Genomic DNA, 24,952 nt, shown 5'->3' on the forward strand with positions numbered 1-24,952 from the left:
TTTGGGCTTTCTCGGTTAATTTGGCTCCTTGGAGCGCCGCGTCCAGCCCAGCTGGTTGTGGTCACGTCGACGGCAATCCTTAACTCCGTTCCATTTTTGGAACAGGAAAGCTCGAGCGCTCGCGGCGCGCCTCACTGGGTCAAAGCGCATGCGGCGGATGCCGGACTCTTCTCTCGCCCGCAAAGAAGCCGATCTTCGTCACGCCTGCGCCCTCGCCTTTTTTTGCTTCATCGCTATAGTGCGCCGGCTCTCCCCTGGGACGAATCGCCGTGACGCCTCCATTGCCGCTCCTCACCCGCCGCCCCTTGGCGGTTCTTGCGCTGGCGCTCGTCGCCGCGAGCCTCGGCGCTTGCGGCCGTCGCGGGCCTGTGGAGCTGCCGCCCGAAACGCAGGCGCGCGGAGCGATCCTGCGGGCGGAGGCGGAAGCGAGAGCGGCGCGGGGGGCGCCCCGGCCGGCGGCCGGCGCTGCTGAAACCTCTCTCCCGCCGCCGCCGATTCCGGGCACCATCGGCAATCGCCCGCCCGCGCAATATCCCTTCCCGCTCGACCCGCTGCTGTAAGCCGATGCATCTTTTCGACTATCGAAACGGCGCGCTCCACGCCGAGGAGGTCGCCGTGGCGACGCTCGCCGATGAGGTGGGCACGCCCTTCTATTGCTATTCGGCGGCGACGATCCGACGCCACTATCGGGTGTTTTCACAGGCCTTCGCCGGCCTCGACGCGCTGGTCTGCTACGCCGTCAAGGCCAACTCCAATCAGGCCGTGCTGCGTCTCCTCGCGCGCGAGGGCGCGGGGATGGACGTGGTCTCCGGCGGAGAACTGGCGCGGGCCCTCGCCGCCGGCGTCGCGCCCGAAAAAATCACCTTTTCCGGCGTCGGCAAGACGCGCGAGGAGATCGTGGCGGCGCTGGACGCCGGAATCTTCTGTTTCAACGTCGAGTCGGAGCCCGAACTCGAAGCCCTGTCGCAAGCCGCAGTCGCTCTCGGGCGCGCGGCGCGCGTGTCGCTCCGCGTCAACCCGGACGTCGACGCCCGCACCCATAAGAAGATTTCCACCGGCCTCGCCGAAAACAAGTTCGGCGTGCCGCTGTCGCGGGCGCGGGAAGTCTACGCCTTCGCCGCCAAGCTCAAGGGAATCGAACTCGCCGGCGCCGACGTGCATATCGGCTCCCAGCTCACCGACCTCGCGCCCTTCGACGAGGCCTTTTCGCTGCTCGCCGAGCTTGTGCGCGATCTGCGCGCCGACGGGCACGATATCTCGCATGTCGATCTCGGCGGCGGGCTGGGGATTCCCTATCGTGACGGCGACGATCCGCAGTCCTACCATCCCGACAAATACGCCGAGATCGTGCGCCGGCATTTCGGCGGGCTCGGCTGCAGACTGGTGCTGGAGCCGGGACGGCTCATCGTCGGCAACGCCGGCATACTCGTCACGCGCGTCATCTATGTGAAGCATGGCGACGCCAAGACCTTCGTGATCGTCGACGCCGGCATGAACGATCTTATCCGTCCGACGCTCTACGACGCCTGGCACGACATCATCCCCGTCCAAAAGAACGCCGATCGGCGGAAGATCGTCGCCGACGTCGTCGGACCTGTCTGCGAGACGGGCGACTATCTTGCGCATGGACGCGAGATCATGGAGCCGCGCGCCGGCGAATTGCTCTGCGTGCTGACGGCCGGCGCCTATGGCGCCGTGCAGTCAGGCGCCTACAATACGCGGCCGCTGATTCCGGAAGTCCTGGTTGACGGCGACCGCTTCGCGGTGATCCGTCCCCGCCCAAGCGTCGCCGCGCTCATTGCGCAGGATCATGTGCCGGCGTGGCTCTCGTAGCGCGCTGAACGCGCCTGGAGCAGGTTCCGAAAAAGATGACAGACTTTTTCGATGAGAACCTGCCCCACCATTTCGATTTTGAGCGATTCCTTATCGATCACATGATCCATGTGATCGGGAAGCGCTCTAGTGTCTGCGATCGTAAAAATTTACGAAATCATTCGTCGAGAGCGTTGCGACAACATTCGAATCGTCATCGAGAATCTCATAGAGCGGACCTTCTCGATCATAGATGGTGAACAGCACGACGACGTCCTGATCGCCGCCGCCTTCTCGATGAGGCTCGTCTGTGGGAGGGCTGACGGTGTAACTGCCCGCCGGCCTGACGTCTTTCAGTTCGCCGCTCGCGTGATAGAGCCGATGTTCTCCCTGAATGACAAATGTCTTGTTGAGCGCGCAATGTCGGTGAAGCACGATCCGCTGATTGGCTGAAAACTTGAACAGCACATGGAGGATGTTTCGATCGTCGATATCGAGGACCGAAAAAAGCAGATGATCGAATCCCTCAAGGCGCTTCCATGGAATATTGCCGTCGTTGAAGCTAAACTGCGACATGATGCGCGCTCTCTCTCATCAGTGAAGACGCGCCAATATGACAGGAGCCGCAGCGGCCCGAGAAGGACGCTGGCCCAATGGGACTTGGGCAATTTTCCTGACGTAACGCCGGACACTGCGGCGGCGCACGAAAGCGTCCGCTCAGGGCAATGACTCGCGGCAATGACCGAGCCCTTGTGTGGAATTTCGAATTGAGGCAGCCTCGAGCGCGGCCAGCCGCAAATCTTGAAAAAACGCGCTGAGTCGTCTTTCGCTTTCCAATCCGCCGGGAGAAACGCCGATGTTGTTTGCGATCTATTATGAGATGACGCCCGAACGTCGCGACGAGGTTCTCAAGCGCTTTCAGAAATTCGGCGACGCCGCCCCGAAGGGTATGAAAGTCGTCGGAAACTGGCTTTCCGTCACGCTGCTCGAGGGCTGGAGCATCGTCGAAGCCAACGACATCGCCGACCTCGGCAAGCTCTTCCAATCCTGGACGGACCTCAACGTCAATCACATCACGCCGGTCTTCGACGAAGACTCCGCGCACAGTTTTCTCTCAGCCAACAAGAAGTGACAGACGCGCTGCGGCGACTGGAAGGCCACCACGCCGAGCGTCGTGGCCGCCGTTCAGAACGCCAACTCTCCGTGAGCGCCGCGATAGTCGCGATACCATTCGACGAGCGCCGCGACGCCTTCCTCAAGCGACGTCTGCGGGCGATAGCCGGTCAACCGCTCTAAGAGATCGGCGCTGGCGAAGGTGCGCGGCACGTCTCCGGGCTGCATGTCGAGATAGTTGCGCTTGGCCTTTTTGCCGAGCGCTCGTTCGATCGTCTCGATAAAGTCGAGAAGCTGCACCGGCGCGCCGCGCCCGATGTTCACGACGCGATACGGCGCCACAGGCGACACGCTATCGTCGTCTGAATCGCGCTGGGGAACGCAGTCGATCAACCGCACGACGCCTTCGACGAGGTCTGCGACATAGGTGAAGTCGCGCGACATGTCGCCATGGTTATAGATGTCGATGACACGGTCGTTCTCGATGGCGTCGACGAACTTCAACGGCGCCATGTCCGGTCGGCCCCACGGGCCGTAAACGGTGAAGAAGCGAAACATCGTCGTCGGGATCGACCACAGATGCGCATAGGAATGCGCCATGGCTTCGCCGGCTTTTTTCGTCGCGGCGTAAAGGGTCAAAGGGAAATCGGTTCGGTCGCTCTCGTGAAATGGCACGGTCGGGCTCGCGCCATAGACCGAGCTTGTCGAGGCCCAGAGAAAATGCCGCGGCTTCAGCAGTCGCGCGATCTCCATGACGTTGAAGGCGCCGACGAGATTGGCGTCGACATAGGCGCGCGGATTTTGCAGCGAGTAGCGCACGCCCGCCTGCGCCGCGAGATGGATGATGACGTCCGGCGCGGCCTCCTCCGCGGCGCGCGTCAGCGCCTCCATGTCCTCCAGCATGGCGATCGTGTCGCGATAGCCGTTGCTGCGCAGCAGAATGGCGCGGCGCGCCTCCTTCAGACCAGGATCGTAATAAGGCGTCATCCCGTCATAGCCGTCCACCAGATGCCCGGCCTCTAACAGGCGCTTCGCCAAGTGGAAGCCGATGAAGCCTGCCGTGCCGGTCACGAAGACGCGCATGAGCCGCCATATTCCCGCGTGATGAAAGCTTCGCCCTCATGGGCGAAGGCGACCGGCCTGTCAACGGGCGTGCGAGGCCTTCGTTTTCGCCGCCTCAAGCCATATGTTGGCGCAAAGAGGAGAAACCGTCATGGTTGCCGGCGCCGATAGGCCGAGGACGATCCACCCGCTCTTTGTTCGGGTGACGCATTGGGTGAACGCTTTCGCGATCTTCGTCATGGTGCTGAGCGGCTGGCGCATCTACAACGCCTCGCCGCTCTTTGGCTTCGAGTTTCCTAAGGATTTCACTTTGGGTGGTTGGCTCGCGGGCGCGCTCGCTTGGCATTTTGCCGCAATGTGGCTCCTGGCGATCAACGGATTCGCTTATCTCGCTTACGGCCTGGTTTCGGGCCACTTCCGAAGAAGCTTCATGCCGATCTCGCTCCGCGGCGCGTTCGACAACGTATTGCTCGCGATGCGAGGCCTCCTGGATCATGCGCCCGGCCGCTACAACGCCGCTCAGCGCGTATTTTACGTCGGAGTCATTCTTGCCGTGATCGTCGCCATTCTGTCGGGCCTCGCGATCTGGAAGCCTGTGCAGCTTCAAACGCTGACGGCGGTGATGGGCGGATTTGAAACGGCGCGACGGGTGCATTTCTTCGCCATGGCCGCGATCGTCGCTTTCCTTATCGTTCACATCGGACTCGCCGTGAGCGTCAAAGGCATTCTGGCCCCGATGTTCACCGGCCGCGCGGAGGCGCCGCGATGAAGCCGCCCCGCAGCGAACGTCTTTCCGCCCTTCGGCCGCAGATCGCGCGGCTCGAACGCCGTCTCTTTCTCAAGCAAGGCCTGTCGCTTGGCGCGCTGTCGCTCCTTTCGGGCTGCACCCTGAAAGACGATGACGCCGTCGATCGGCTGCTTACGACGATGTCGCGCTTCAACGATAAAATCCAGGCGGCGCTTTTCGATCCCGCGAAGCTCGCGCCGACCTATTCTGAGGCGGACGTCACGACGCCTTTCCCCTTCAACGCCTATTACGAAGAGAAGGATGTTCCCCTCATCGACGGCGAGAACTATCGACTGCAGCTCTCAGGCCTCATCGCCGACAAACGGCCGTGGAGCCTCGCCGAATTGCGCGCGCTGCCGCAGTCGAGCCAGATTACGCGACTCGTCTGCGTCGAAGGTTGGAGCGCGATCGGCAAATGGCAAGGCGTCGCCTTCCGCCATTTTCTTGAGCGGATCGGCGCCGACCTGACGGCGCGTTACGTCGGTTTCAGATGCGCCGACAAATATTACTCAAGCATCGACATGCCGAGCGCGCTGCATCCGCAAACGCTGCTCGCGCTCGATTTCACCGACGCGAAATACGGCTATCCGCTGCGCCTGCGCCTTCCGACGAAACTCGGATTCAAAAATCCGAAGTTCATCGGCGAGATCTTTGTAACGAATGACTACCCGGGCGGCTACTGGGAGGACAAAGGCTACAATTGGTTCAGTGGCTCTTAACCGGGCGCCCGGCAAGAAGATTCGTCTCGACTCTTTCTCGCCACTATATATGACTGTCAGTCACGCTCGGGCGGGTAGATGAGTCGGCGCCGAGGCTTCAAGCGAGGCATATATGACCAATCGTCGACCCTCCGTGAACGGCATTCTGGCCGCCGTTCTGTCGGGCAGCATCATCTCCATCCATGGCGCTCTCGCGCAAAAGACGGCGCTTGCCGCGCCTGGGCCGGCCGCGAGGCTGCCTGGGATTTGGCCGGTCAAGATTGAACCCGCGCCTGAAGAGGCGATAGAGCGCGAAGAATAGGAAGCGCCTGCGGCGATTTGACGGCACGCTGGACCTGACGCCACCGCAGGGACCAATCTGCGCCGCCGAATTTGGCGGCGCTTTCGATTCAGACATCATTTACCAATCGGACGAACGACCTTAAACGGCGCGTTTTTGGTCATAAAATCATCGCAGCTCGGACTTGGGCGGGACGCAACATCATCATGGTTGGCCCGCCTGATGACTGTGGGGCGGGCCGGTTGATTCGGCGGGGGGCTCTCACTTCGAGGGGACCAACCAGTGATGAATCAGCGACCCTGCGTGAACGGCATATTGGCTGCCGTGCTATCGGCGAGCTTCCTTCCCATTCACGGCGCGCTTGCCAAGGAAGACAGATCCGCGAACGCGCCCGGCGCCGCGAAACATGCCGCGAAGAAGCCGGCGAAGCCGCAAGCGCCGAAGCAGGACGCGAGCAAACCGACGCCGGTTGACGAGGGAGGCGCGGGCGACAAGCAGTAGCCGGCGTCCTCGCGCAAATCGCTAATAATCGACAGCAACAAGGTAAAGACCGTGCGGCGGCGCGACTTGTCCGCAGCGCGCACGGTCTTTCGCCAAGAGCGCCAGCGCCAGATCCTCGACGCGCCACTTGCCGCTGCCGACATGCTCCAGCGAGCCGGCCATGGAGCGCACCTGATTGTGCAGGAAGGAGCGCGCCGAAACGACGATCTCGATGCGCTCGCCCTCACGGTGCACGTCAAGACGCTCTAGCGTACGCATCGGCGAATTCGCTTGGCATTCCGAGGCGCGAAAGGTCGTGAAGTCGTGACGGCCCACGAGAGATTGCGCCGCTTCATGCATGGCTTGCGCATCGAGCGGCCGCTTGACGTGCCAGGCGCGGCCGAGGTTCAGCGCCAAAGGCGCGCGGCGATTGTCGATGATATAGAGATAATGGCGGCGGATCGCGGAAAAGCGCGCCTCGAAATCCTCGCCGACCGCGCGCGCCGCGAGCACCGCGATCGGATCAGGCTTGAGATGCGCATTGATCGCGTCGCGCAGCCGATCGACGCGCCAATCGCGCGCAAGATCGATATGCGCAATCTGCCCCAGCGCATGCACGCCGGCGTCGGTGCGGCCCGCGCCATGAACGACGGCGCGCAGGCCGCCATTGATTGCGGCCACGGCCTCCTCGAGGCGTTGCTGCACCGAAACGCCATTCGCCTGCCGCTGCCAGCCGACGTAAGGCGCACCGTCATATTCGATCGTCAGCGCGAAGCGGGGCATTCAATGCGCTCGCGCATGGCGCGACCTCACCTCCCCCTCGAGGGGGGAGGTCGGGCGCCGAAGGCGCCCGGGTGGGGGTGACGGCCGAATGAACGTGGAGTTCATCCCACCCCGGCCCGCATAGCGGGCCGACCCTCCCCCTCGAGGGGAGGGTGATAGGCGCAAGTCGAGCATTAGACTCATGCCAATGTCACGCCCCTCACAAGCTTGCGGCCGCGCAAAAACTCCTCAATCCCCATTTCGCCCTTGCCGGCGCGTTGCACGCGCAGCAGCCGCAGCGCGCCCGCGCCGCAGGCGATGAGCCCGGCGTTGTCGAGCGCAGCGCCTGGCGCTCCTGCCCCCTCATCGACCCGCGCGCGCAAAACCTTCACGCGCTCGGAGCCACGGCCGAGATCGGCTTCGAAAAAAGCGCCGGGAAAGGGCGAAAGGCCGCGCACGAGATCATGGAGGTCTTGCGCCGATCGACGCCAATCGATCCGCGCTTCAGCCTTCTCGATCTTTTGCGCATAGCAGGCGCCGTCTTCGGACTGCGGCGTGAAGCGCAGTTCGCCCTTTGCGAGCAGATCGAGAGCGTCGGCCATCAACGGCGCGCCGAGTTCCGCGAGTCGGTCGTGCAGCTCGCCCGCCGTCATCTCGGCGCCGATCGGCGTTTTCGCCGTCAAGGCGACCGGGCCGGTGTCGAGACCGGCCTCCATCTTCATCACCATGACGCCGCTCTCGGCGTCGCCCGCCATGATCGCGCGCTGAATCGGCGCGGCGCCGCGCCAACGCGGCAGCAGCGAGCCATGCAGGTTGAGGCAGCCGTAGCGCGGCGCGTCGAGGATCGGCTGAGGCAGCAGCAGCCCATAGGCGGCGACGACGGCGACGTCGGCGTCGAGCGCCGCGAAGTCCGCCTGCGCGTCGGCGCTCTTCAGGCTTTTCGGCGAACGAACGGTAAGGCCGAGACTCTCCGCCAAGAGGTGGACGGCGGACTTCTTCTCCGCCATGCCGCGTCCCGCCGGTCGCGGCGGCTGCGTGTAAACCGCCGCAATCTCATGGCCGCGAGAGACGATTTCCTTGAGCAGATGGGCTGCGAAGTCCGGCGTGCCCATGAAGACGACGCGCATTCTGTCGCGCAATCGTCAGGCTCCGGCTTGTTCCGACTGACGCTCCGTGGCGGCGCGATGCTGGGCGGCGATCTCGTCATGGCGCGCCGCCTTGTTGAACTTCTTGACCACGCGCTCGCGCTTTAAGCGCGACAGATGGTCGATGAAGAGCCCGCCTTCGAGGTGATCAAGTTCGTGCTGCACCACGGTCGCGAGCAGGCCTTCGGCGTCGAATTCCTGAACCGCGCCGTCGCGGTCGAGATGACGCAGACGCACCCGCGCCGGCCGTTTCACGTCCTCGAAATAGTCGGGCACGGACAGGCAGCCTTCCTGATAGACGCTCAGTTCCTCCGACGCCCAGATGATTTCCGGGTTGATGAGGAAGAGCGGCGAACGCGTCTCCTCGGTTTTGCCCGTGTCGACGACGACGATGCGCTTGGCCACGGCGACCTGGATCGCCGCGAGGCCGACGCCGGGCGCCTCGTACATGGTCTCCAGCATATCGTCGAGCAGACGCCGCACCTCCGCGTCGACACGGTCGACAGGTTCGGAAATCTTTCGCAGCAGCGGATCCGGAAGCGTGATGATGGGCAGAATGGCCATTGTGTTTCGCCGTGGCTCTTTGCGTTTCCATGAGATAGGCGCGACCGACGCGTCCGTCAAATCGAAAGGGGGCCCGCGTCCTTGCCTAAGCGCCAAACGCGGCTAACATGCACGGGTAAAAAATGATCGCCGCCGCGCGGAGCGGCGCCTGGAGAGCGCGCGCCATGTCTTTGCTGATTATTCTGGGCCTCGTCGCCGCCGTCGCCTTCTGGCTGGTCAGCGTTTACAACGGCCTCGTGTCGTTGCGCCAGCGCGGCAAGCAGGCCTTTTCCGACGTCAATGTGCAGCTCAAGCAGCGCCACGACCTCGTGCCCAATCTGGTCGAGACGGTGAAGGGCTACGCCACCCATGAGAAAAGCACGCTGGATGACGTAGTCAAGGCGCGCAACGCCGCTGTGACCGCGCAAGGCCCGGCGCAGATAGGGGCGGCCGAGGGCGCGCTGACCGGCGCGCTCTCGCGACTGATCGCGCTGTCGGAAGCCTATCCGGATCTGAAGGCGAACCAGAATTTCCAGCAGCTGCAGAGCGAGCTGTCTGACATCGAAAACAAGATTTCCGCGGCGAGGCGCTTCCTCAACAATACCGTCGCCGAATACAACGCCACGCGGGAGGGCTTTCCCGGTTTCCTCATCGCGCAGCGCTTCGGCTTCGAGCCGCTCGACTATTTCGAGCTGGACGAAGCGCAGCAGAAGGCCGTCGAAACCCCGCCGAAGGTGGAGTTCTAAGGGTTGTCAACGTGCGTTATCGTTGGCGCCTTCTCCCCTTGCGGGAGAAGGTGGCCCTCGCGCAGCGAGGGTCGGATGAGGGGTGAGCAGAGGAACCGAAGCAAATCATGTCCCCTATTCCACGAAACGTGATGTTACGATTGGCGAAAGTTCAGCGCGCCAATGCAGTGAAAGCGGAGACGATTATTTGGCGCGCTTTACGCGCGCGCAAAGAACAATTGAAATTTCGTCGTCAAGTTCCGATTGGCGACTATATCGCCGATTTCGTTTGTTTCGAGCGCCGGATTGTCGTCGAGGTCGATGGGCCATCGCACGACAGGGAAGAACAACAGAAGCGCGATAAAGCCAAGGAACGTTGGTTCGGCGACCGAGGCTTCTTCCTTTTGCGACTGGAAAATGACCTCGTGATAGGCTCACCCGAACTCGCGGTCCAAAAAGTCATCGAAGCGGCGAAGCGAACTCCCCCTCATCCGGCCGGCTCCGCCGGCCACCTTCTCCCGCAAGGGGAGAAGGTGGGCCCCTAAATCCTCGCAACGCGCTGGCAAAGCAAGGCCATTCGATGTTCAAAGCCTACGGCCTTTACTCCCACATTCGCGCCAACGAACTGCGCTCGGCCTTTCTGCTCGCGGGCTTCGTCGTTCTGCTTCTTGCGCTGATGTTCTCCTTCGCGCTGCTGATCGAGGCGATGAGCGCGCGGCCCGGCGCCCCTTTCGATTACATCCTGGCGCTGGCGGTCGATGATCTGAAACGCGGCTGGCCGATCGGCGTCGTCGCGGCGGGCGCCTGGTTCGTCATCGCCTATCTCTTCCATCAGAAGATGATCGACTTCGCCACCGGCGCCGCGAACCTGTCGCGCGCCGAATCGCCGCGCGTCTACAATCTGCTCGAAAATCTCTGCATCTCTCGGGGCGTCCCGATTCCCGCCCTGCAGATGATTGAGAGCGACGCGCTCAACGCCTACGCTTCCGGGCTCAAAGAGGGACAGTACAAGATCGCGGTGACCCGCGGTCTGACGCGCTATCTGACCGACGCCGAGCTCGAGGCGGTCCTCGCGCATGAGCTGACCCACATTCGCAACCGCGACGTTCAGCTTCTCGTGATCGCCGTGATTTTCGCCGGCATTTTCGCCTTCGTCGCCGATCTGACGATCCGCCGCTGGGATTTTCCTTTCGGCTTCTCGCCGCATCGCCCCGAAAGCGACAATGGCCGAAGAGGCAATGGCGGCGCGGCGCTCGCCATTCTCATCGCCCTGTTCATCATCGCGCTGAGCTGGGGCGCCTCCGTGCTGATCCGCTTCGCCCTGTCGCGCTCGCGCGAATTCCTCGCCGACGCCGGCAGCGTCGAACTGACGAAGAACCCCGACGCGATGATCTCGGCGCTGCGCAAGATCGAAGCGCATGCGGCGATTCCGAACATGCCCTCGCGCATGCAGTATTTCTTCATCGAATCGCCGGCGCTGCATCCGGAGTTTGGCTGGCTTGCGACCCATCCGAGCGTCGACGCGCGCGTCGCGGCGCTCGTCGAATTCGGCGGCGGCCGGGACGTATCGGTCGCGGCTTTAGGAGAAGAACGCGAGGCGATCGATGCGCCGCGAGAGGACGAGGCCGCCTTCCTGCCCAAGGACGGACGCCATCCGCTCTGGCCGCCGCGCGGTCCCTGGGGCAGCGCCGGACGCTGAGCCGCGCGCGGCCTCGGCTCGAAGCGAAGCTTCAGAGCGCCGTCTATTCGGCGACGCCGATCTTCGACGTCAGCCATCCAATCCAGCAGCCCAATGACGCCCGTCTGTGTGCCGACTCTGGAGAGCCATAGCATTTGCCGGCCAGTTCGACGCTGCCGCATCGCTCGTCTCTTCGAAGAAATACTGTGCTTCGTAATTACAATAAATACAAAGTAACAATACCTACAATTACACACATTCCAATATATAGTCATTTTATGATCAATAGATTTGCGCTATACACGGCGCATCAGCAGCGCGTGCTTACTTAGAGCGGCTCTTTGGGCTTTTCTTAGCTTAACCGCTGACTTCATCGTCCAATTCGCGGAAGAGGCGCGGGCATGAGCATCACGGTCATCTTCGGTTCCGACGGCGGCGCGACGAAGGGGGTTGCTTCAAAAATCTCGAAGAAGTGCCAGGGGCGGTCCGTGGACATCAAGGACGCCACGACCGACGACTTCGAAAATTGTCACCTGTTGATCCTGGGTTCTCCGACCTATGGCGACGGCACCCTGCAAACGGACTGGGAAGAGAACATCGACAAGCTGCGCAGCGCCGACCTGAAGGGCAAAAAAGTCGCCTTGTTCGGCACTGGCGACCAGCAGACTTATCCGCTCTCCTTCGTCGACGCGATGGGCATCCTCTATGACGAAGTGTCGGCGCTCGGGGCCAAGGTGATCGGCTTCACCGAAACCTCCGGCTATGACTATGTCGGCTCCACCGCCGAGCGGGATGGCAAGTTCGTGGGCCTCGCCCTCGACCAGGATACCCAATCCGGCAAGACCGAAAAAAGAGTGACCGCATGGCTGAGCCAGTTACTTTGATCGACGAGAGCGTTCAGCCCCTGTCGACGCGCTGTCGCTCTGCCGATGCAGCGCCGGTGCTGCGGCTCTTTCATCACAACATCTATGAATACGGAAGGGGCGTTCGCGGCCTGTTTCTGATGACCCTTAGCCGTCGGGAACTGGAAGTGACGCTCGGCAAGTTAGAAAGGCAAGGCATCCATCACTTCGTCCAGGAGCTCAATCAGTTCAAGGTGAACCTCTTCTTTGGCCGGCCCGCCTACGTCGCCGTGGCGCGTTCCATCGTCACGCGTCCGCTCAACGCGCTCACGGCGGAGGAGGACTTCATGCTTGGCACGCTGCTCGGCTACGATCGCGAGCAGCAGTGCCGCCGCTTTCTCACGCGTTCGGGTCGGGGCATGCCGGAGGACCTGCCTCTGGCGGCCGAATGATGGGATCTGGTGGGCGCCAGGCCTGATCAGCCGGCGTCGCTGAAGGGCGCCTGAGCGACCCGCGCCTTCAAAAATTCGATCGCTTTCGCCCGCGAGTCGCGCGCTTCGGGAAGAAAGCTCATCAGCTGCCAGGCGTGCGGCACGCACGGCCAGATCTCAAGCTGCGCGTCGACCCCCGCCTGCCGTGCGCGCGCCACGAGCCGCGTCGAATCATCTCTCAGCACTTCGTCCGCGCCGACGTGAACGAGCAGCGGCGGCAGCCCGGAAAGATCGGCGTAGATCGGCGACGCAAGCGGATTTCTGCCGCTTTGGCGTCCCAGCACGGCGCGGGCGCCGAGCAGAATGTCCTTGCGCGTGAACAGGGGGTCACGTTCTTCATTCTCGCGCATCGAGGCGCCGGTCGCGGCGAGATCGACCCAGGGCGAGGACAGCGCTACGGCGACGGGCGGCCGTAAGCCCTCATCGCGGATGCGCAGCAAGAGCGAGACCGCAAGCCCGCCACCAGCCGAATCGCCGACAATGACGAAGGGTCCCGGCCGCGCCTCAACGAGTGTCCGATAGGCGCGCAGGACATCTTCGAGCGCGGCGGGAAAAACATGCTCCGGGGCGAGCCGATAGGCTGGCGCGAAGACATCGAAGCCCGCGCGGGCGAACGCGCACGAAGCATAGCGAAAAAGCCGCGGCGACCCGATGAGGTAGGCGCCGCCGTGAAGATAGAACAGCGTTGCAATCGCGCCGCCTGAAGCAGGAGTCCAATCGCCAGGAATCTCTGCCGCGAAAGGCGCGCGCCGTTCGGGAGACAGCATTTCGACGAGCCGCTGAAGGCCGCGCAAAGGCGCCGTCAACGATAGGATGCGCGGCTTAACGAAACGGCGAAGGAACGCGACGGTCCGCCGCGTCGCCGCGCTCGCGCCGCCGGCGCTCATTTTACCGCGGTCGGCTTCGCCGGCGTGGACGCGCTCGAGAGATAATCGAGCGAGGAATCGTTCAGCCCGGCTTCGCGCGACTTGTCGCGCCACTCGCGCGCCTCTGCGAGATTGGCCTCGACCCCGAGGCCTTCGGCAAGAATATGGGCGAGACGGTTTTGCGCCACGGCGTTGCCCTTCGCCGCCGCTTTGCGAAACCATTGCGCGGCGCCGGCGCGGTCGCGCGGCACGCCGACGCCATTGAACTGAAGAACGGCGAACTCGACCATCGCCGGCGGGAAGTCCAGTTCGGCTCCGCGCCTGAACCATTCCGCGGCTTCCCGCTCGTCCTTGGGAACGCCTCTGCCGGTCTTGTAGAGCACGCCAAGCGCGTAGAGCGAATCCGCGTCCCCTTTCGCCGCGGCCCGGCGGAAATAGTCAGACGCTCTGCCGAAGTCGGATGGGGCGCCCTCATTTTCGAGGGCGAGTTCCCCGATCAGATGGAGGGCGGCGGGATGATCCTGCGCCGCGGCCTTCTCCAGATAGGCGCGGGCGAGCGCGCGGTTCTTGGGCGCGCCGGCGCCATTGAGCGCCGCGGCGCCGTAGAGATAGGCCGCTTCTTTATCGCCGGCGTCGGCGCCCCGCTTGAACCATTGCATCGCGGTCGAGAGGTCACGGCCCACGCCCGCGCCTTCGAGGTAAAGCTGACCGATAAGGGTGAGCGCGGCGGCGTCCTTGGGATTGGCGGCGAGGCGCTTCTTCGCTTCCTTCATCGCGACCAGATAATCGCCGCGCTGATAGGCGCCGAAGGCGAAGTCCGGCGCGGGCGGCGCATCATTGGCGGCGCGGGCGGCAGGCGCGAGAAAGAGCATGCAACTTGCGATAAACGCCGTCATTGCGAGCGAAGCGAAGCAATCCCGCAAGCATCGTTCGGCTCCTGGATTGCTTCGGCGCTTTGCGCCTCGCAATGACGCGTCCCTTTCCGGATGATGGGGACGGCTTTGAGTCATGCGCCTGCTCCCTTAAGCCTCGCCTGCGCCTCAGCCACTGCCGCCGCCGGACCGCGCGCGTCGCTCCAGACGGCGTCGTCGAGCCGCACGAAGTCGGCGCCCGCTTGAACCAGCGGCGCGACGTCGTCGAGCGATTCCGCGCGAGCGACGCAGGGCGTGTTGAAAAGCTCCGCCCACCAGGCGACGCGCTCAACAAGCGCTTCGCGGTCAAGATCCGAAAACATCACATAGTCGGCGCTTAACTCGCCCGCGCGCATAGCGTCGTCGCGCGTCTCGATATCTCCGGCGCCGACGATGTAGCGCGGCGAGAGTTTCTTGATCGCGTCGGCGAGATCCTCGCCGCAGCCCGAGACATGGACGCCGTCGGCGCCGGCGCGCAGCGCGACATTGGGCGCCGCCTGGACAAGGACCGCGACGCCTTTATCCTGCGCGCCGGGCGCCAGAGCGCGCACGATCGCTTCCTGGCCGCGTTCGTCGGCATCGGCGAAACGAATGAGCAGGCTTGCGACGTCGCCCGCCGCCAGCGCCTCGTTAAGCGCAGGCGCGAATGCCGCCGCGTCGGCAAGCGGCGGGGTCGCGAGGTAGAGTCGCGGCGAAATGTCGTTCATTTGTCCTTCAATCTGTCGAGCCAGACTTGCGCGGCGGCGCGCACATTGTCGGGCGCCGTGCCTCCGAAGCTTTTGCGGCTTTGCACCGACTTCTCGACGCCAAGCACGGCGCAAACATCGGCGTTGATGCGCGGTTCGACGCTCTGCATGTCCTCGAGCGTCAAATCCTCAAGACCCACGCCGCGCGTTTCAGCGAGCGCGACGATGCGGCCGGTGACGTGGTGCGCTTCGCGAAACGGCAGCGACAGCGCCCGCACCAGCCAGTCGGCAAGGTCGGTCGCGGTCGCATAGCCCGCGCCGGCGGCGATCTTCATCCGCGCGCGGTCGACGCGCATGTCGCGGACCATGCCGGCGATGGCGGCGATGCAGAGCGATAAGGTGTCGAGCGCGTCGAAGGCGCCTTCCTTATCCTCCTGCATGTCCTTCGAATAGGCGAGCGGCAGGCCCTTCATGACGACGAGCAGCGCGACAAGCGCGCCGATGACGCGGCCCGATTTGCCGCGCGCGAGTTCGGCGGCGTCGGGATTGCGCTTTTGCGGCATGATCGACGAGCCGGTGGTGAATTTATCGGACAGCGTGATGAAGCCGAATTGCGGCGTCGTCCACAGCACGATCTCTTCGGCGAAGCGCGACAGATGCGTGGCGCAGATCGCCGCCGCGCTCAGCGTCTCCAGAACGAAGTCGCGATCGGAGACGCTGTCGAGCGAATTCGCCGTCGGCCGATCGAAGCCGAGCGCGCGCGCCGTCATCGCGCGGTCGATCGGAAAGCTCGTCCCGGCCAGCGCCGCTGCGCCGAGCGGACATTCGTTGAGCCGCGCGCGCGCGTCGCGAAGACGTCCGCGATCACGGGCGATCATTTCGACATAGGCGAGGAGATGATGGCCGAGCGTCACCGGCTGCGCCGATTGCAGATGCGTGAAGCCGGGCATGACGCTTGCCGCCTCTTCCCGGGCGCGGGTCGCAAGCGCAAGCTGCAGATCGGCGAGTTCGGCATCGAGCGCGTCGATCTGATCGCGAATGTAGAGGCGGAAATCGGTCGCCACCTGATCGTTGCGAGAGCGGGCCGTGTGCAGTCGCCCCGCCGCCGGGCCGATCAGCTCGGCAAGGCGCGACTCAACGTTCATGTGAATGTCTTCGAGCGCGCGCGAAAAATGGAAGCGCTCGTTCTCGATTTCCGCTTTGACTCGCTCCAATCCATCGGCGATCTTCGCCGCGTCGTCGCGCGACACGATCCCCGTTTCGCCGAGCATGGCGACATGGGCGAGCGAGCCGCGGACGTCCTGCAGGCCCAGGCGCTTGTCGAAGTCGATCGAGACATTGATCGCCTCCAGAACCGCGTCGGTTGCGCTTTTGAAGCGTCCGCCCCATATCTTGCTCGTCATTTTTAACCTCGGAGCCCACGCCTCATGGCCAAATCGCCACCGCCCCCGCGATCTTTCCTACTTGTCGTGAAGGCGGCCTCGATAACAATCGCGGCAAGCGTGGCGTTTCTATACGTGATCGGCAGCATGGGCGGCAAGAAACCGCCTGAACGCGCCGTGGATGAAGGCGCTCCCGCAGGCGCGGCCGATCAGAGCGCCGCTCCGGCGCCCGACGTCAACGCAGCCTGCGCGACGTCGGCCAAGATCGCCGCCGCTCTCAAAGATCTCGCGAAGGGCGAAGTCGCGGCGATGATCATCGCCGCAAAGCCGCAGCCGATGCCGGACTACGCATTTGACGGGCCCGACGGCGCCCCGGTTTCGCTCGCCTCTCTCAAGGGCAAGACGACGCTCCTCAATATTTGGGCGACCTGGTGCGTGCCCTGCCGCGCCGAGATGCCGGCGCTCGACAGGCTGCAAGAGGCCTTCGCCGGACAGGACTTTCAAGTCGTCGCCGTCAACGTCGATACGACCCGCCTTGAAAGGGCGAAGGCGTTTCTCGCTGAGACCGGCGTCAAGTCGCTGACCTATTATGGCGACCCAAAGGCCAACATCTTCTATGAGATGAAGCAGTCAGGCAAAGCCCTGGGTCTCCCCACCACGGCGCTGATCGGCGCTGACGGCTGCCAGATCGGACTGATGAATGGTCCCGCCGCCTGGGACAGCGCGGACGCCAAGGCGCTGATCTCCCGCGCGCTCGAGACGCCTTCGGATTAGTCGCACAGCCGCCATCCCTCGGGTCGCCACCACTCTAATTTCGCGATCGACGACCCCAGAGGCGGCTGTTTTTAAAAAAAGGAGATCGGCGAATGCATGTTTCGATTGAACAGGCGGACAAAGCGATTGCCGCGGCGCGCCGCAAGGCCATCGAGCTCGGCACTCAGATGTGCATCGCCGTCGTCGATTCCGGCGGCGTTCTGAAGGCGTTCGAGCGGATGGACGACGCCTGGGTCGGCAGCATCGACATTGCAATGAAAAAGGCGAAGACCGCCGTCTTCTTCGGCATGCCGACCGGACAGATCGGCAAGCTGTCGCAACCCGGCGGACCGCTCTATGGCATCGAGCATTCGAATGACGGGCTCATCACCTTTCCCGGCGGACTCCCCATCGTCGACGCTGACGGCGTGATGATCGGCGCCATCGGCGTCAGCGGTTCGGCCGTGGAGAATGATCATGCGGTCGCGCAGGCGGGCGTCGATACGCTCGGCGTGTGCGACCTCCCCGAGCATCCCTGGCGGACCTGAGCCGCGCGCGTTATCGAGGCTTTTTCTTCGGCTTTTTCCGCTTCGCGCCGGGCGCCGTCGTTGCGCTCGGCGTCGCCCTCTGCTCAACCGGCGTCGCAGCTGGCGCAGGCGGCGGCGCCGATGGGGCGGCCTCCTGCGGTGAAGACGGCGCAACGGATTCGGGCGGCGGCGCGGCGGCGTCGGGTTCGGGCGGCGGCGCGCTCGGCGCGCCGCTCTCTTCGACGGGCTGCGCATCGGGAGCGGCCGGAGGCTGCGACCGCGAGGCGGCGAACCACCATGTCGCGGCGGCGAGCGTTAAAATCGCGAGCGCCACCAGGAAGGCGATCCCTCCGCCTCCTCCCCCATTCCCGCCGGAGCGTCGTGGCGGCGGCGGATCAGATGCGGGTCGCGGCGGCGGCGTTTGCACGCTCCTCTTTGTGAGGACCGGCGCGCGTCGAGAAGGTGAATCAGACGAATCAGGCGACACGGCGCGATACTGGCTCCACACCCATGCGGAAGGCGGGGTCTCGCCGCCGCCTCCATTCGAAGAATCCGACATTAGCCCGTCCTCCAGAGGCGAATCGTCTGCGCTGGCGACTTGCGCATGTTGCCTCGCCTCGGCGAAGCTCACAAGTGCGCTACAAGCAAGTCGCGCCGCGCACGCGACACAAAGCCAGGAAGCGCGCTATCTAGTCTGGGCCTTACCCTAAATCAGAGCGAGATCGTGCATGACCATTAAAGCTGGAGACCGACTCCCCGACGTGAAGCTGACCGTCATGGGCAAGAATGGACCGGAGCCGGTCGCCACGAAGGACTATTTTGCGGGACGCAGGGTGGCGCTCTTCAGCGTTCCCGGCGCCTATACGCCGACCTGCCACAAGAAACATCTGCCGGGCTTCATCGCCAAGGCGGATGAAATCAAATCCAAAGGCGTGGACGCCGTGGCGGTCACGGCGGTCAATGACATTTTCGCGCTCGACGCCTGGGTGAAGGAGTCGGGCGGCGGCGACAAGATCGACGCGCTCGCCGACGGTTCGGCGGCCTTCGCCAAAGCGCTTGGACTCGAACTCGATCTGACCGACGCGGGGCTTGGCGTGCGCGGCAAGCGCTATTCGGCGCTGATCGACGACGGCGTCGTGAAATGGATCAATGTCGAGGAGAATTCGAGCGAAGCCAAGGTCTCGACCGCCGAAGCGACGCTCGCCCATCTCTAGGCGCTTCTTCCAGAAGAAACGCGGACCAAGCGTACGCCGTTTCAGCGCTGTGAAGATTGCATGAGCGCCGCGACGCCCGGCAGCGTCTTTCCTTCGAGCCATTCGAGAAAGGCGCCGCCGGCCGTCGACACATAGGAAAATTCCTGCGCGACATGCGCCTGGTTGAGAGCCGCCACGGTGTCGCCGCCGCCGGCGATCGACAGCAGCTTGCCCTCGACGGTGAGCCGCGCCGCGGTCTGCGCGACGGCGTTCGTGCCTTCGTCGAAGGGCGGCAGTTCAAACGCGCCGAACGGGCCGTTCCACACCAGCGTCTTGCACGCAGCGAGCAGCGACTCGATATGGGCGATCGATTTCGGCCCGACGTCGAGGATCATGTCGTTTTCGCCGACATGATCGACCGAGACGATATGCGACGGCGCATGCGCCTCGAATTTTTGCGCGACAATGGCGTCGATCGGCAGCACGACGTCGCAGCCGGCTTTCTCTGCTTTGACGAGGATGTCCCGCGCGGCCCCCGCGAGATCATGTTCGCACAGCGATTTGCCGACAGGCTTGCCCTGCGCCGCAAGGAAGGTGTTCGCCATGCCGCCGCCGATGACGAGATATTCAACCTTCGCGACGAGATTGCCCAGGAGTTCGAGCTTCGTCGACACTTTCGCGCCGCCGACGATCGCCATGACCGGCCGCTGCGGATTGGCGAGCGCCGATTCGAGCGCTTCGAGTTCCGCCTGCATGGCGCGGCCGGCATAGGCCGGCAGTCTGTGGGCAATGCCTTCGGTCGAGGCGTGCGCGCGATGCGCCGCCGAGAAAGCGTCGCTGACGAAGATATCGCCGTTCCTGGCGAGCGCGTCGATAAAGTCGGCGGCGTTCTTTTCTTCGCCCTTGTGGAAGCGCGTGTTCTCAAGCAAGGCGACGTCGCCGTCCTTGAGCCCGTCGACGATCTTCGCCGCAGCGTCGCCGACGCAATCGTCGGCGAAGGCGATCTTGCGTTTCAGAACATGTTCGAGCGTCGGGACGACCTGGCGCAGCGACTCCGCGTCGACGCGCTGGCCCTTTGGTCGGCCGAAATGCGAAAGCAGAATGACTCTGCCGCCCTTGTCGACGATCTCGTTGATTGTCGGCAGCGCGCGCTCGATGCGCGTCGCGTCGGTGACGCGCCCATCCTCCATCGGCACATTGAGATCGACACGCAGCAACACGCGCTTTCCTTTGACGTCGACGTCGTCGAGAGTTTGGAAAGCGGTCATGTCGAGCGTCCAATCGCGGCTTGAAAAAGAGACGCGGACCCATGGGTCCGCGCCGGCGTGGCGGAACAATGCTTAAAGAAGCTTGCCGATCGCGCTCGCCACATCGGTCATGCGGCCGGAGAAGCCCCATTCATTGTCGTACCAGGACAGGATCGACACGAGATTGCCGTCGAGGACCTTGGTCTGGTCGAGATGGAAGCAGGACGAGAGCGGATTGTGGTTGAAGTCGATCGACACAAGCTTTTCGTCCGTGTAGCCGAGCACGCCCTTGAGCGGACCGTCGGCGGCGGCCTTGATCGCGGCGTGCACCTCGTCCTTCGTCGTCGCCCGCTTGGCGACAAACTTCAGATCGACCGCCGAGACGTTGGGCGTCGGCACGCGAATGGCGTAGCCGTCGAGCTTGCCGTTCAGCTCCGGCAGCACGAGTCCGACGGCCTTCGCCGCGCCCGTCGAGGTTGGGATCATCGACAGCGCCGCCGCGCGAGCGCGGTAGAGATCCTTATGCATCGTGTCGAGCGTTGGCTGATCGCCGGTATAGGAGTGGATCGTCGTCATGATCCCCTTCTCGATGCCGATCGCTTCGTGCAGCACCTTGGCGACCGGCGCGAGACAGTTCGTCGTGCAGGACGCGTTGGAGATCACGAGATGATCCTTGGTGATCTTGTCGTGATTGACGCCATAGACGACCGTAATGTCGGCGCCTTCGGCGGGCGCTGAAACCAATACGCGCTTCGCGCCCGCGTCGAGCAGCAATTTGGCCTTGTCGCGCGCGGTGAAAAGCCCGGTGCATTCCAGCGCGATGTCGATTTTGAGGTCCTTGTAGGGAAGCTCGGCCGGATTTTTGATGGCGGTCACCTGGATGGGGCCGCGGCCGACGTCGATCGTGTTTCCGGCGACTTTCACCTCATGCGGGAAGCGGCCATGCACTGAGTCATATCGCAACAGATGCGCATTGGTCTCGACCGGGCCGAGATCGTTGATGGCGACGACTTCGAGGTCCGTGCGTCCGGTCTCGATGATATAGCGCAGGATATTGCGGCCGATGCGCCCGAATCCGTTGATCGCCACTCTCACGGTCATTTGGAAAATCTCCTTGCGCCGCCGGAACTCCGCGGCCCTCGCCATCGAGCCTGTGGGCTCTGGAGGCGAGCGTGTGATAGCACCTCGCGCCCCCCTGTCAACGCGCCGAGGTCGCGCCAATTGGCGCGGTTTCGATTTGCGCGATTCATGCTAGGAACAGGCTGGCAAGCGAATCGTTCGGCGCGTTCGCCGCGCCGCAAAGCCATGCACATTCTGCGACCGGCGATGAACCACTCAGATAAGCGCGACGAAGAAAACGCCAAGAGGCTCGAGGCCGCCGTCGCAGAGCTGCAGACGGCGCTCGCTCAGCTGGAGCGCACGGTCGCCGCAAAGCTCGAAGACGAGCTGTCCAGCGCCGAACTCGAAGAAGAACTCGCCGTCATGCAAGATGATCGGTCGCGTCTCGCCCTCGATCTCGACGCCGCGCTTGCGCGGCAGAACGCCCTGGAGAAAAGCCGCGACGAGGTGCTGCGAAGGCTTGAAGCGGCAAGCGAAGGCGTCGCCGCGGCGCTCGGCGCGGCAGGCGTCGCCTCGACCCAAGAGGATTGACATGGCCGCCGTCGTCGTCGCCATCGCCGGTCGCACCTATCGCATGTCCTGCGAAGAGGGCGAGGAGCAGCGGATCGAAGAACTCGCGCGTTACGTGGAAAGCAAGATCCAGTCGATGCGCGAGAGTTTCGGCGAGATCGGCGAGCAGCGCATCATCGTAATGGCCGCGCTCGCAATCGCCGACGAGGCGACGGACGCACGCGCCAAAGCGCAGGCGACGGAAACCGAGTTCGCTGCGCTGCGCGCCGAACTCGACGCCGCGCGCAAGGCGAACGATGCGGCGTCGGCGCTCGCCGCCAAGGCGCTTGGCGACGCGACGCGTCGGATCTTGAAGCTCAATGGCGAACTGTCGCCGCCGGCCGCGTCGCCGGACGATGGTCTCGAGCTTGCCCGCTAAAGATTACTTCGTCACGCCCCAATCTTCGAAACTCGGATCGCGCTTGGCTTTTTCGAGATTGTCCGCCTGTTCCGACAATTGATAATTCCGGTTTTGCGCCGCCATGGCCTCGGCGCCGTCCTTCATAATCGCGATCTTCATCTGCTCAGTGGCGAGGCGATTGAGTTCATTGATCCACTGATTGAGAGCGAGCAGCAAGTTGCGTTTGCGCGCTTGTTGAATCTCATGCGACGAATCGCTGTTCTCCGACAGCGCGAGTTCTTCCTGAGTTTCAGCGATCGTCGCATCGAGCTTCTTGACCTTCTCCTCCGCCGCCGCGACCTTGTCCGGAGCGTCGGACTTGGCTTTTTCAAGCGCCGCTTCGGCTTCAGCGCGCGCCTTCTTGAGATTGTCGAGGCCGTTCTGCAGCCATTTCGACTGGATCTTCAGGAGCGAGTCGCGCGGAACCCCGCTGAGGCTCAGCGAATTCGGAATGGGAAAAATTTCGCCGAGCTGCGCCGCGTCAGCCGGCGCCGCTGAAATCGCGCAGGCGAGCAGGCCACAAAGAACGGCGCCGGCCAACGTCCTGCGGACGCTGGCCGTTTTGCTGATGAATCTCATGATTTTCTCCCGGTATGCTGCGCTTTTTTCGCGCGCTTTTCTTTGCGCAAACTGAGCCATCGTTTGACGTCTGGCAAGCCCCGGCGCCAAGTCCCGGCGCCCTGCGGCGAATAAAGGACTGGGCGCAGCGCTTGACTGCCTCAGCGCTTCGCGTCAGCCTATGTCCGCCGGGGGAGCCCGCCCGGCGGCGCTCCAACGACGCCGCCACAGGGCTGAGAGGCCGCAGGACGCGCGAAACGCGGGGGCGGCGACCCTTCGAACCTGATCCAGTTGAGACTGGCGGAGGGATGGTGTCAGCGAATTTTCCCGAAAGACGGCGCTCATGCTCGCGCGCGTGATCGGCGCCGGCGTCGCCGGACTCTGCGCCGCCTATGCGCTGGCGCGGAAGGGCGTGGAGGTGGAGATCGTCGAGCGCGAGTCTGCGCCGGGCCTCGGCTGCTCGCGTTTCGCCGGCGGCATGATCGCGCCCTGGTGCGAACTGCAAAGCGCCGAGCCCCTAGTCGCGACGCTCGGCGAAGAGGCGCTCGACTTTTGGTCGCGCGAGCTTGGAGTCGCGACGGTCGCCGGCAGTCTTGTCGTGGCGCCCGCCCGCGAGCGCGCCGAACTCGCCGACTTCGCCCGGCGCACGCGCAATTTCGACTCGCTGGACGCAAAGGATATCGCGGCGCTTGAGCCAGATCTCGCCGGCCGCTTCGAGGCGGCGTTGTTTTTTCGACAAGAAGCGCATCTCGATCCCCGCGCGGCGCTCCGTGCGTTGACCGGGCGCCTCGCGCAAACGCCGAATGTGACGCTGCATGTTCAGCAGGACGCCGCTGCACTGGCGACGATCCCCGATTGGATCATCGACTGCCGCGGCTTTGCGGCGCGCGACGCGCTTCCCGGCTTGCGCGGCGTCAAGGGCGAAATGCTGATTCTGCGTAGCGACGAGATTTCCCTGGCGCGTCCGGTGCGCATGCTGCATCCGCGCCGGCCGGTTTATGTCGTTCCGCGCGGCGAGGGGCTGTTCATGGTCGGCGCGACGATGATCGAGAATGAGGAGCGCGCGCGGGTCACCGCGCGGTCGGTCGTCGAACTCGTCAACTCCGCCTTTGCGGTCCACCCGGCCTTCGCCGAGGCCGAAATTGTCGAAACCGGCTCGGACCTCCGTCCCGCCTTCGCCGACAATCTGCCCCGCCTTTTGAAGCGGGGTCACACACTCTATATCAATGGGCTCTACCGCCACGGGTTCCTGCTTGCGCCGGCGCTGGCGCGCCGCGCGGCTGAGGTCGTCGTAAATGACGCGTATTTCCCAGAGGTGATGGATGCTGATTCAAATCAACGGGCGGCCGCAGGATGTGAGCGCGACGACGTTGCAAATGCTGCTGGACGAACTGGGGTATGATGAGAAGACCGTCGGCACCGCTTTGAACCAGGAATTCGTGCGCGCCAGGGACCGCGCCGAGACGCGGCTTCGCGAAGGCGACGCCGTCGAGATCGTGACGCCGAGACAGGGCGGGTGAGCGAGTGTGATGCATACTGACCCGGTGACGCTTTACGACGTCCCGCTGGCCTCGCGGCTGCTGCTCGGCACCGCCCGCTATCCGTCGCCGGCGATCCTGGCGGAAGCGATTCGCGCGTCGGGATGCGAGATCGTCACCGTCTCGCTGCGGCGGGAGGCGGGCGGGGCGCGCGCGGGCGAGGCTTTCTGGAGCCTGATCCGCGCCGTCGGCGTCCGCGTGCTCCCCAATACCGCCGGCTGCCGCACCGCCAAGGAGGCGATCGCGACCGCGCAAATGGCGCGGGAAGTCTTTGCGACCGACTGGATCAAGCTCGAAGTCATCGGCGAAGAAGATACGCTACAGCCTGACGTCTTCGGGCTCGTCGAGGCGGCGCGCGCGCTCTCGGACGACGGCTTCAAGGTTTTTCCCTACACGACCGACGACCTCGTCGTGGCGGAAAGGCTGCTTGACGCCGGCTGCCGCGTCCTGATGCCCTGGGCGGCGCCGATCGGCTCCGGGCGGGGCGTCAATGACGCTTTCGCCTTGCGGGCGCTGCGCGCGCATTTTCCCGATACGCCCCTCATCGTCGACGCCGGGCTTGGCGCGCCGTCCCACGCGGCGCTCGTCATGGAAATGGGCTACGACGCCGTGCTGCTCAACACCGCCGTTTCCCGGGCCGGCGACCCCGTCTTGATGGCGCGGGCCTTCGCCCTCGCGATCGAAGCCGGCCGCGCCGGTTTCCGCGCGCAGCCGATGACGCCGCGCGACATGGCGGAACCTTCGACGCCGATTATCGGCCGTCCCTTCGACAGACTGGCGTAGC

The 24,952-nt window shown here is 64.1% G+C and carries 33 protein-coding genes; 20 read left to right on the plus strand and 13 right to left on the minus strand.

Annotation, left to right across the window (positions count from 1 at the left end; all coding sequences use genetic code 11):
• The first annotated feature begins 269 nt into the window (after nucleotides 1-269).
• Together lptM and lysA are read left to right on the plus strand one after the other, a co-directional pair.
• Nucleotides 270-560 carry an LPS translocon maturation chaperone LptM gene (lptM, locus tag EHO51_RS13925; RefSeq protein ID WP_124739388.1) on the plus strand — a complete coding sequence of 97 codons (291 nt, stop codon included), beginning with the start codon at nucleotides 270-272 and terminating at the stop codon, nucleotides 558-560.
• Nucleotides 561-564: 4 nt separating this feature from the next.
• Nucleotides 565-1,833, plus strand: a complete 1,269-nt coding sequence (gene lysA / locus EHO51_RS13930; protein WP_124739389.1) for a diaminopimelate decarboxylase — start codon at nucleotides 565-567, stop codon at nucleotides 1,831-1,833.
• Nucleotides 1,834-1,959: 126 nt separating this feature from the next.
• On the opposite strand, the gene EHO51_RS13935 is transcribed toward lysA, so the two are convergent.
• Nucleotides 1,960-2,388 carry a regulator gene (locus EHO51_RS13935; protein ID WP_124739390.1) on the minus strand — a complete coding sequence of 143 codons (429 nt, stop codon included), beginning with the start codon at nucleotides 2,386-2,388 and terminating at the stop codon, nucleotides 1,960-1,962.
• 280 nt (nucleotides 2,389-2,668) lie between these two features.
• On the opposite strand from EHO51_RS13935, the gene EHO51_RS13940 reads away from it, so the two are divergent.
• A complete protein-coding gene (locus EHO51_RS13940; RefSeq protein ID WP_124739391.1) occupies nucleotides 2,669-2,944 on the plus strand; it encodes a DUF3303 domain-containing protein in 276 nt (91 codons plus the stop codon).
• A gap of 53 nt (nucleotides 2,945-2,997) precedes the next feature.
• Here EHO51_RS13940 and EHO51_RS13945 read toward each other — a convergent pair whose 3' ends face one another.
• Nucleotides 2,998-4,008 carry an NAD-dependent epimerase/dehydratase family protein gene (locus tag EHO51_RS13945; protein WP_124739392.1) on the minus strand — a complete coding sequence of 337 codons (1,011 nt, stop codon included), beginning with the start codon at nucleotides 4,006-4,008 and terminating at the stop codon, nucleotides 2,998-3,000.
• A gap of 130 nt (nucleotides 4,009-4,138) precedes the next feature.
• Here EHO51_RS13945 and EHO51_RS13950 point away from each other — a divergent pair, with 130 nt between their 5' ends.
• The 4 genes from EHO51_RS13950 to EHO51_RS13965 all read left to right on the plus strand — a co-directional run bounded on the left by EHO51_RS13950 (nucleotide 4,139) and on the right by EHO51_RS13965 (nucleotide 6,274).
• Nucleotides 4,139-4,756 carry a cytochrome b/b6 domain-containing protein gene (locus EHO51_RS13950; protein ID WP_124739393.1) on the plus strand — a complete coding sequence of 206 codons (618 nt, stop codon included), beginning with the start codon at nucleotides 4,139-4,141 and terminating at the stop codon, nucleotides 4,754-4,756.
• On the plus strand, nucleotides 4,753-5,493 hold the full coding sequence (locus tag EHO51_RS13955) for a molybdopterin-dependent oxidoreductase (RefSeq protein ID WP_124739394.1): 741 nt from the start codon (nucleotides 4,753-4,755) through the stop codon (nucleotides 5,491-5,493). Before EHO51_RS13950 ends, EHO51_RS13955 begins: the two co-directional genes overlap by 4 nt.
• Nucleotides 5,494-5,605: 112 nt before the next feature.
• The gene (locus EHO51_RS13960) at nucleotides 5,606-5,794 is read left to right on the plus strand and encodes a hypothetical protein (protein WP_124739395.1); all 189 of its coding nucleotides are present in this window, start codon (nucleotides 5,606-5,608) and stop codon (nucleotides 5,792-5,794) included.
• A 264-nt stretch (nucleotides 5,795-6,058) separates the two neighbouring features.
• Entirely contained in the window at nucleotides 6,059-6,274 is a 216-nt protein-coding gene (locus EHO51_RS13965) for a hypothetical protein (protein WP_124739396.1), read from the plus strand.
• 21 nt (nucleotides 6,275-6,295) lie between these two features.
• Here the strand turns inward: EHO51_RS13965 and truA are convergent, their stop codons facing one another.
• The 3 genes from truA to def all read right to left on the minus strand — a co-directional run bounded on the left by truA (nucleotide 6,296) and on the right by def (nucleotide 8,724).
• Entirely contained in the window at nucleotides 6,296-7,036 is a 741-nt protein-coding gene (gene truA, locus EHO51_RS13970; RefSeq protein ID WP_124739397.1) for a tRNA pseudouridine(38-40) synthase TruA, read from the minus strand.
• Between the two features lie 179 nt (nucleotides 7,037-7,215).
• The gene (gene fmt, locus EHO51_RS13975; RefSeq protein ID WP_124740169.1) at nucleotides 7,216-8,142 is read right to left on the minus strand and encodes a methionyl-tRNA formyltransferase; all 927 of its coding nucleotides are present in this window, start codon (nucleotides 8,140-8,142) and stop codon (nucleotides 7,216-7,218) included.
• A 15-nt stretch (nucleotides 8,143-8,157) separates the two neighbouring features.
• Nucleotides 8,158-8,724, minus strand: a complete 567-nt coding sequence (gene def / locus EHO51_RS13980; protein ID WP_018406301.1) for a peptide deformylase — start codon at nucleotides 8,722-8,724, stop codon at nucleotides 8,158-8,160.
• A gap of 164 nt (nucleotides 8,725-8,888) precedes the next feature.
• Here def and EHO51_RS13985 point away from each other — a divergent pair, with 164 nt between their 5' ends.
• From EHO51_RS13985 to EHO51_RS14005, 5 genes are all read left to right on the plus strand, one after another.
• Entirely contained in the window at nucleotides 8,889-9,449 is a 561-nt protein-coding gene (locus EHO51_RS13985; protein ID WP_029648168.1) for a LemA family protein, read from the plus strand.
• Nucleotides 9,450-9,589: 140 nt separating this feature from the next.
• Nucleotides 9,590-9,973 carry an endonuclease domain-containing protein gene (locus EHO51_RS13990; protein WP_164479404.1) on the plus strand — a complete coding sequence of 128 codons (384 nt, stop codon included), beginning with the start codon at nucleotides 9,590-9,592 and terminating at the stop codon, nucleotides 9,971-9,973.
• A gap of 35 nt (nucleotides 9,974-10,008) precedes the next feature.
• Nucleotides 10,009-11,127 carry a M48 family metallopeptidase gene (locus EHO51_RS13995; protein ID WP_124739399.1) on the plus strand — a complete coding sequence of 373 codons (1,119 nt, stop codon included), beginning with the start codon at nucleotides 10,009-10,011 and terminating at the stop codon, nucleotides 11,125-11,127.
• A gap of 380 nt (nucleotides 11,128-11,507) precedes the next feature.
• A complete protein-coding gene (gene fldA / locus EHO51_RS14000; protein ID WP_124739400.1) occupies nucleotides 11,508-11,990 on the plus strand; it encodes a flavodoxin FldA in 483 nt (160 codons plus the stop codon).
• Nucleotides 11,969-12,400: a DUF2023 family protein gene (locus EHO51_RS14005; protein ID WP_245434606.1), complete on the plus strand. Its 432-nt coding sequence runs from the start codon at nucleotides 11,969-11,971 to the stop codon at nucleotides 12,398-12,400. The genes fldA and EHO51_RS14005 overlap by 22 nt, the downstream gene beginning before the upstream one ends.
• 26 nt (nucleotides 12,401-12,426) lie before the next feature.
• Here the strand turns inward: EHO51_RS14005 and EHO51_RS14010 are convergent, their stop codons facing one another.
• From EHO51_RS14010 to argH, 4 genes are all read right to left on the minus strand, one after another.
• Nucleotides 12,427-13,326 carry an alpha/beta hydrolase gene (locus EHO51_RS14010; protein ID WP_124739401.1) on the minus strand — a complete coding sequence of 300 codons (900 nt, stop codon included), beginning with the start codon at nucleotides 13,324-13,326 and terminating at the stop codon, nucleotides 12,427-12,429.
• Nucleotides 13,323-14,201 (minus strand): tetratricopeptide repeat protein, encoded by an 879-nt coding sequence (locus tag EHO51_RS14015; protein ID WP_164479405.1) that lies wholly within the window; start codon nucleotides 14,199-14,201, stop codon nucleotides 13,323-13,325. The genes EHO51_RS14010 and EHO51_RS14015 overlap by 4 nt, the downstream gene beginning before the upstream one ends.
• A 110-nt stretch (nucleotides 14,202-14,311) precedes the next feature.
• Complete coding sequence (locus tag EHO51_RS14020; protein WP_018406308.1) at nucleotides 14,312-14,923, minus strand: thiamine phosphate synthase; 612 nt, start codon at nucleotides 14,921-14,923, stop codon at nucleotides 14,312-14,314.
• Nucleotides 14,920-16,305, minus strand: a complete 1,386-nt coding sequence (argH, locus tag EHO51_RS14025; RefSeq protein ID WP_124739403.1) for an argininosuccinate lyase — start codon at nucleotides 16,303-16,305, stop codon at nucleotides 14,920-14,922. The genes EHO51_RS14020 and argH overlap by 4 nt, the downstream gene beginning before the upstream one ends.
• 24 nt (nucleotides 16,306-16,329) lie before the next feature.
• On the opposite strand from argH, the gene tlpA reads away from it, so the two are divergent.
• A complete protein-coding gene (gene tlpA, locus EHO51_RS14030) occupies nucleotides 16,330-17,058 on the plus strand; it encodes a thiol:disulfide interchange protein TlpA (protein WP_124739404.1) in 729 nt (242 codons plus the stop codon).
• A gap of 92 nt (nucleotides 17,059-17,150) precedes the next feature.
• The gene (locus EHO51_RS14035) at nucleotides 17,151-17,585 is read left to right on the plus strand and encodes a GlcG/HbpS family heme-binding protein (RefSeq protein WP_018406311.1); all 435 of its coding nucleotides are present in this window, start codon (nucleotides 17,151-17,153) and stop codon (nucleotides 17,583-17,585) included.
• A 10-nt stretch (nucleotides 17,586-17,595) separates the two neighbouring features.
• On the opposite strand, the gene EHO51_RS14040 is transcribed toward EHO51_RS14035, so the two are convergent.
• Nucleotides 17,596-17,898, minus strand: a complete 303-nt coding sequence (locus EHO51_RS14040) for a hypothetical protein (protein ID WP_124739405.1) — start codon at nucleotides 17,896-17,898, stop codon at nucleotides 17,596-17,598.
• Nucleotides 17,899-18,292: 394 nt separating this feature from the next.
• Here EHO51_RS14040 and EHO51_RS14045 point away from each other — a divergent pair, with 394 nt between their 5' ends.
• The gene (locus tag EHO51_RS14045; protein WP_124739406.1) at nucleotides 18,293-18,778 is read left to right on the plus strand and encodes a peroxiredoxin; all 486 of its coding nucleotides are present in this window, start codon (nucleotides 18,293-18,295) and stop codon (nucleotides 18,776-18,778) included.
• A gap of 41 nt (nucleotides 18,779-18,819) precedes the next feature.
• On the opposite strand, the gene EHO51_RS14050 is transcribed toward EHO51_RS14045, so the two are convergent.
• Nucleotides 18,820-20,025, minus strand: a complete 1,206-nt coding sequence (locus EHO51_RS14050) for a phosphoglycerate kinase (RefSeq protein ID WP_124739407.1) — start codon at nucleotides 20,023-20,025, stop codon at nucleotides 18,820-18,822.
• 72 nt (nucleotides 20,026-20,097) lie between these two features.
• Nucleotides 20,098-21,105: a type I glyceraldehyde-3-phosphate dehydrogenase gene (gap, locus tag EHO51_RS14055; protein ID WP_124739408.1), complete on the minus strand. Its 1,008-nt coding sequence runs from the start codon at nucleotides 21,103-21,105 to the stop codon at nucleotides 20,098-20,100.
• Nucleotides 21,106-21,330: 225 nt separating this feature from the next.
• Between gap and EHO51_RS14060 the strand changes: the two genes are divergently transcribed.
• Nucleotides 21,331-21,654, plus strand: a complete 324-nt coding sequence (locus EHO51_RS14060; protein ID WP_124739409.1) for a DUF4164 family protein — start codon at nucleotides 21,331-21,333, stop codon at nucleotides 21,652-21,654.
• Between the two features lies 1 nt (nucleotide 21,655).
• On the plus strand, nucleotides 21,656-22,051 hold the full coding sequence (locus EHO51_RS14065) for a cell division protein ZapA (protein WP_124739410.1): 396 nt from the start codon (nucleotides 21,656-21,658) through the stop codon (nucleotides 22,049-22,051).
• 3 nt (nucleotides 22,052-22,054) lie between these two features.
• Here the strand turns inward: EHO51_RS14065 and EHO51_RS14070 are convergent, their stop codons facing one another.
• Complete coding sequence (locus EHO51_RS14070) at nucleotides 22,055-22,651, minus strand: hypothetical protein (RefSeq protein ID WP_124739411.1); 597 nt, start codon at nucleotides 22,649-22,651, stop codon at nucleotides 22,055-22,057.
• A gap of 322 nt (nucleotides 22,652-22,973) precedes the next feature.
• Here EHO51_RS14070 and EHO51_RS14075 point away from each other — a divergent pair, with 322 nt between their 5' ends.
• The 3 genes from EHO51_RS14075 to EHO51_RS14085 are packed head-to-tail and all read left to right on the plus strand — an operon-like array spanning nucleotide 22,974 to nucleotide 24,951.
• The gene (locus tag EHO51_RS14075) at nucleotides 22,974-24,032 is read left to right on the plus strand and encodes an FAD-dependent oxidoreductase (protein WP_124739412.1); all 1,059 of its coding nucleotides are present in this window, start codon (nucleotides 22,974-22,976) and stop codon (nucleotides 24,030-24,032) included.
• The gene (thiS, locus tag EHO51_RS14080) at nucleotides 24,007-24,150 is read left to right on the plus strand and encodes a sulfur carrier protein ThiS (protein ID WP_332310760.1); all 144 of its coding nucleotides are present in this window, start codon (nucleotides 24,007-24,009) and stop codon (nucleotides 24,148-24,150) included. Before EHO51_RS14075 ends, thiS begins: the two co-directional genes overlap by 26 nt.
• Nucleotides 24,151-24,159: 9 nt before the next feature.
• Nucleotides 24,160-24,951 (plus strand): thiazole synthase, encoded by a 792-nt coding sequence (locus EHO51_RS14085; RefSeq protein WP_124740171.1) that lies wholly within the window; start codon nucleotides 24,160-24,162, stop codon nucleotides 24,949-24,951.
• Nucleotide 24,952: the final 1 nt, after the last annotated feature.

Origin of the sequence: Methylocystis rosea (assembly GCF_003855495.1) — a bacterium.
Classification (GTDB): Bacteria; Pseudomonadota; Alphaproteobacteria; order Rhizobiales; family Beijerinckiaceae; genus Methylocystis; species Methylocystis rosea_A.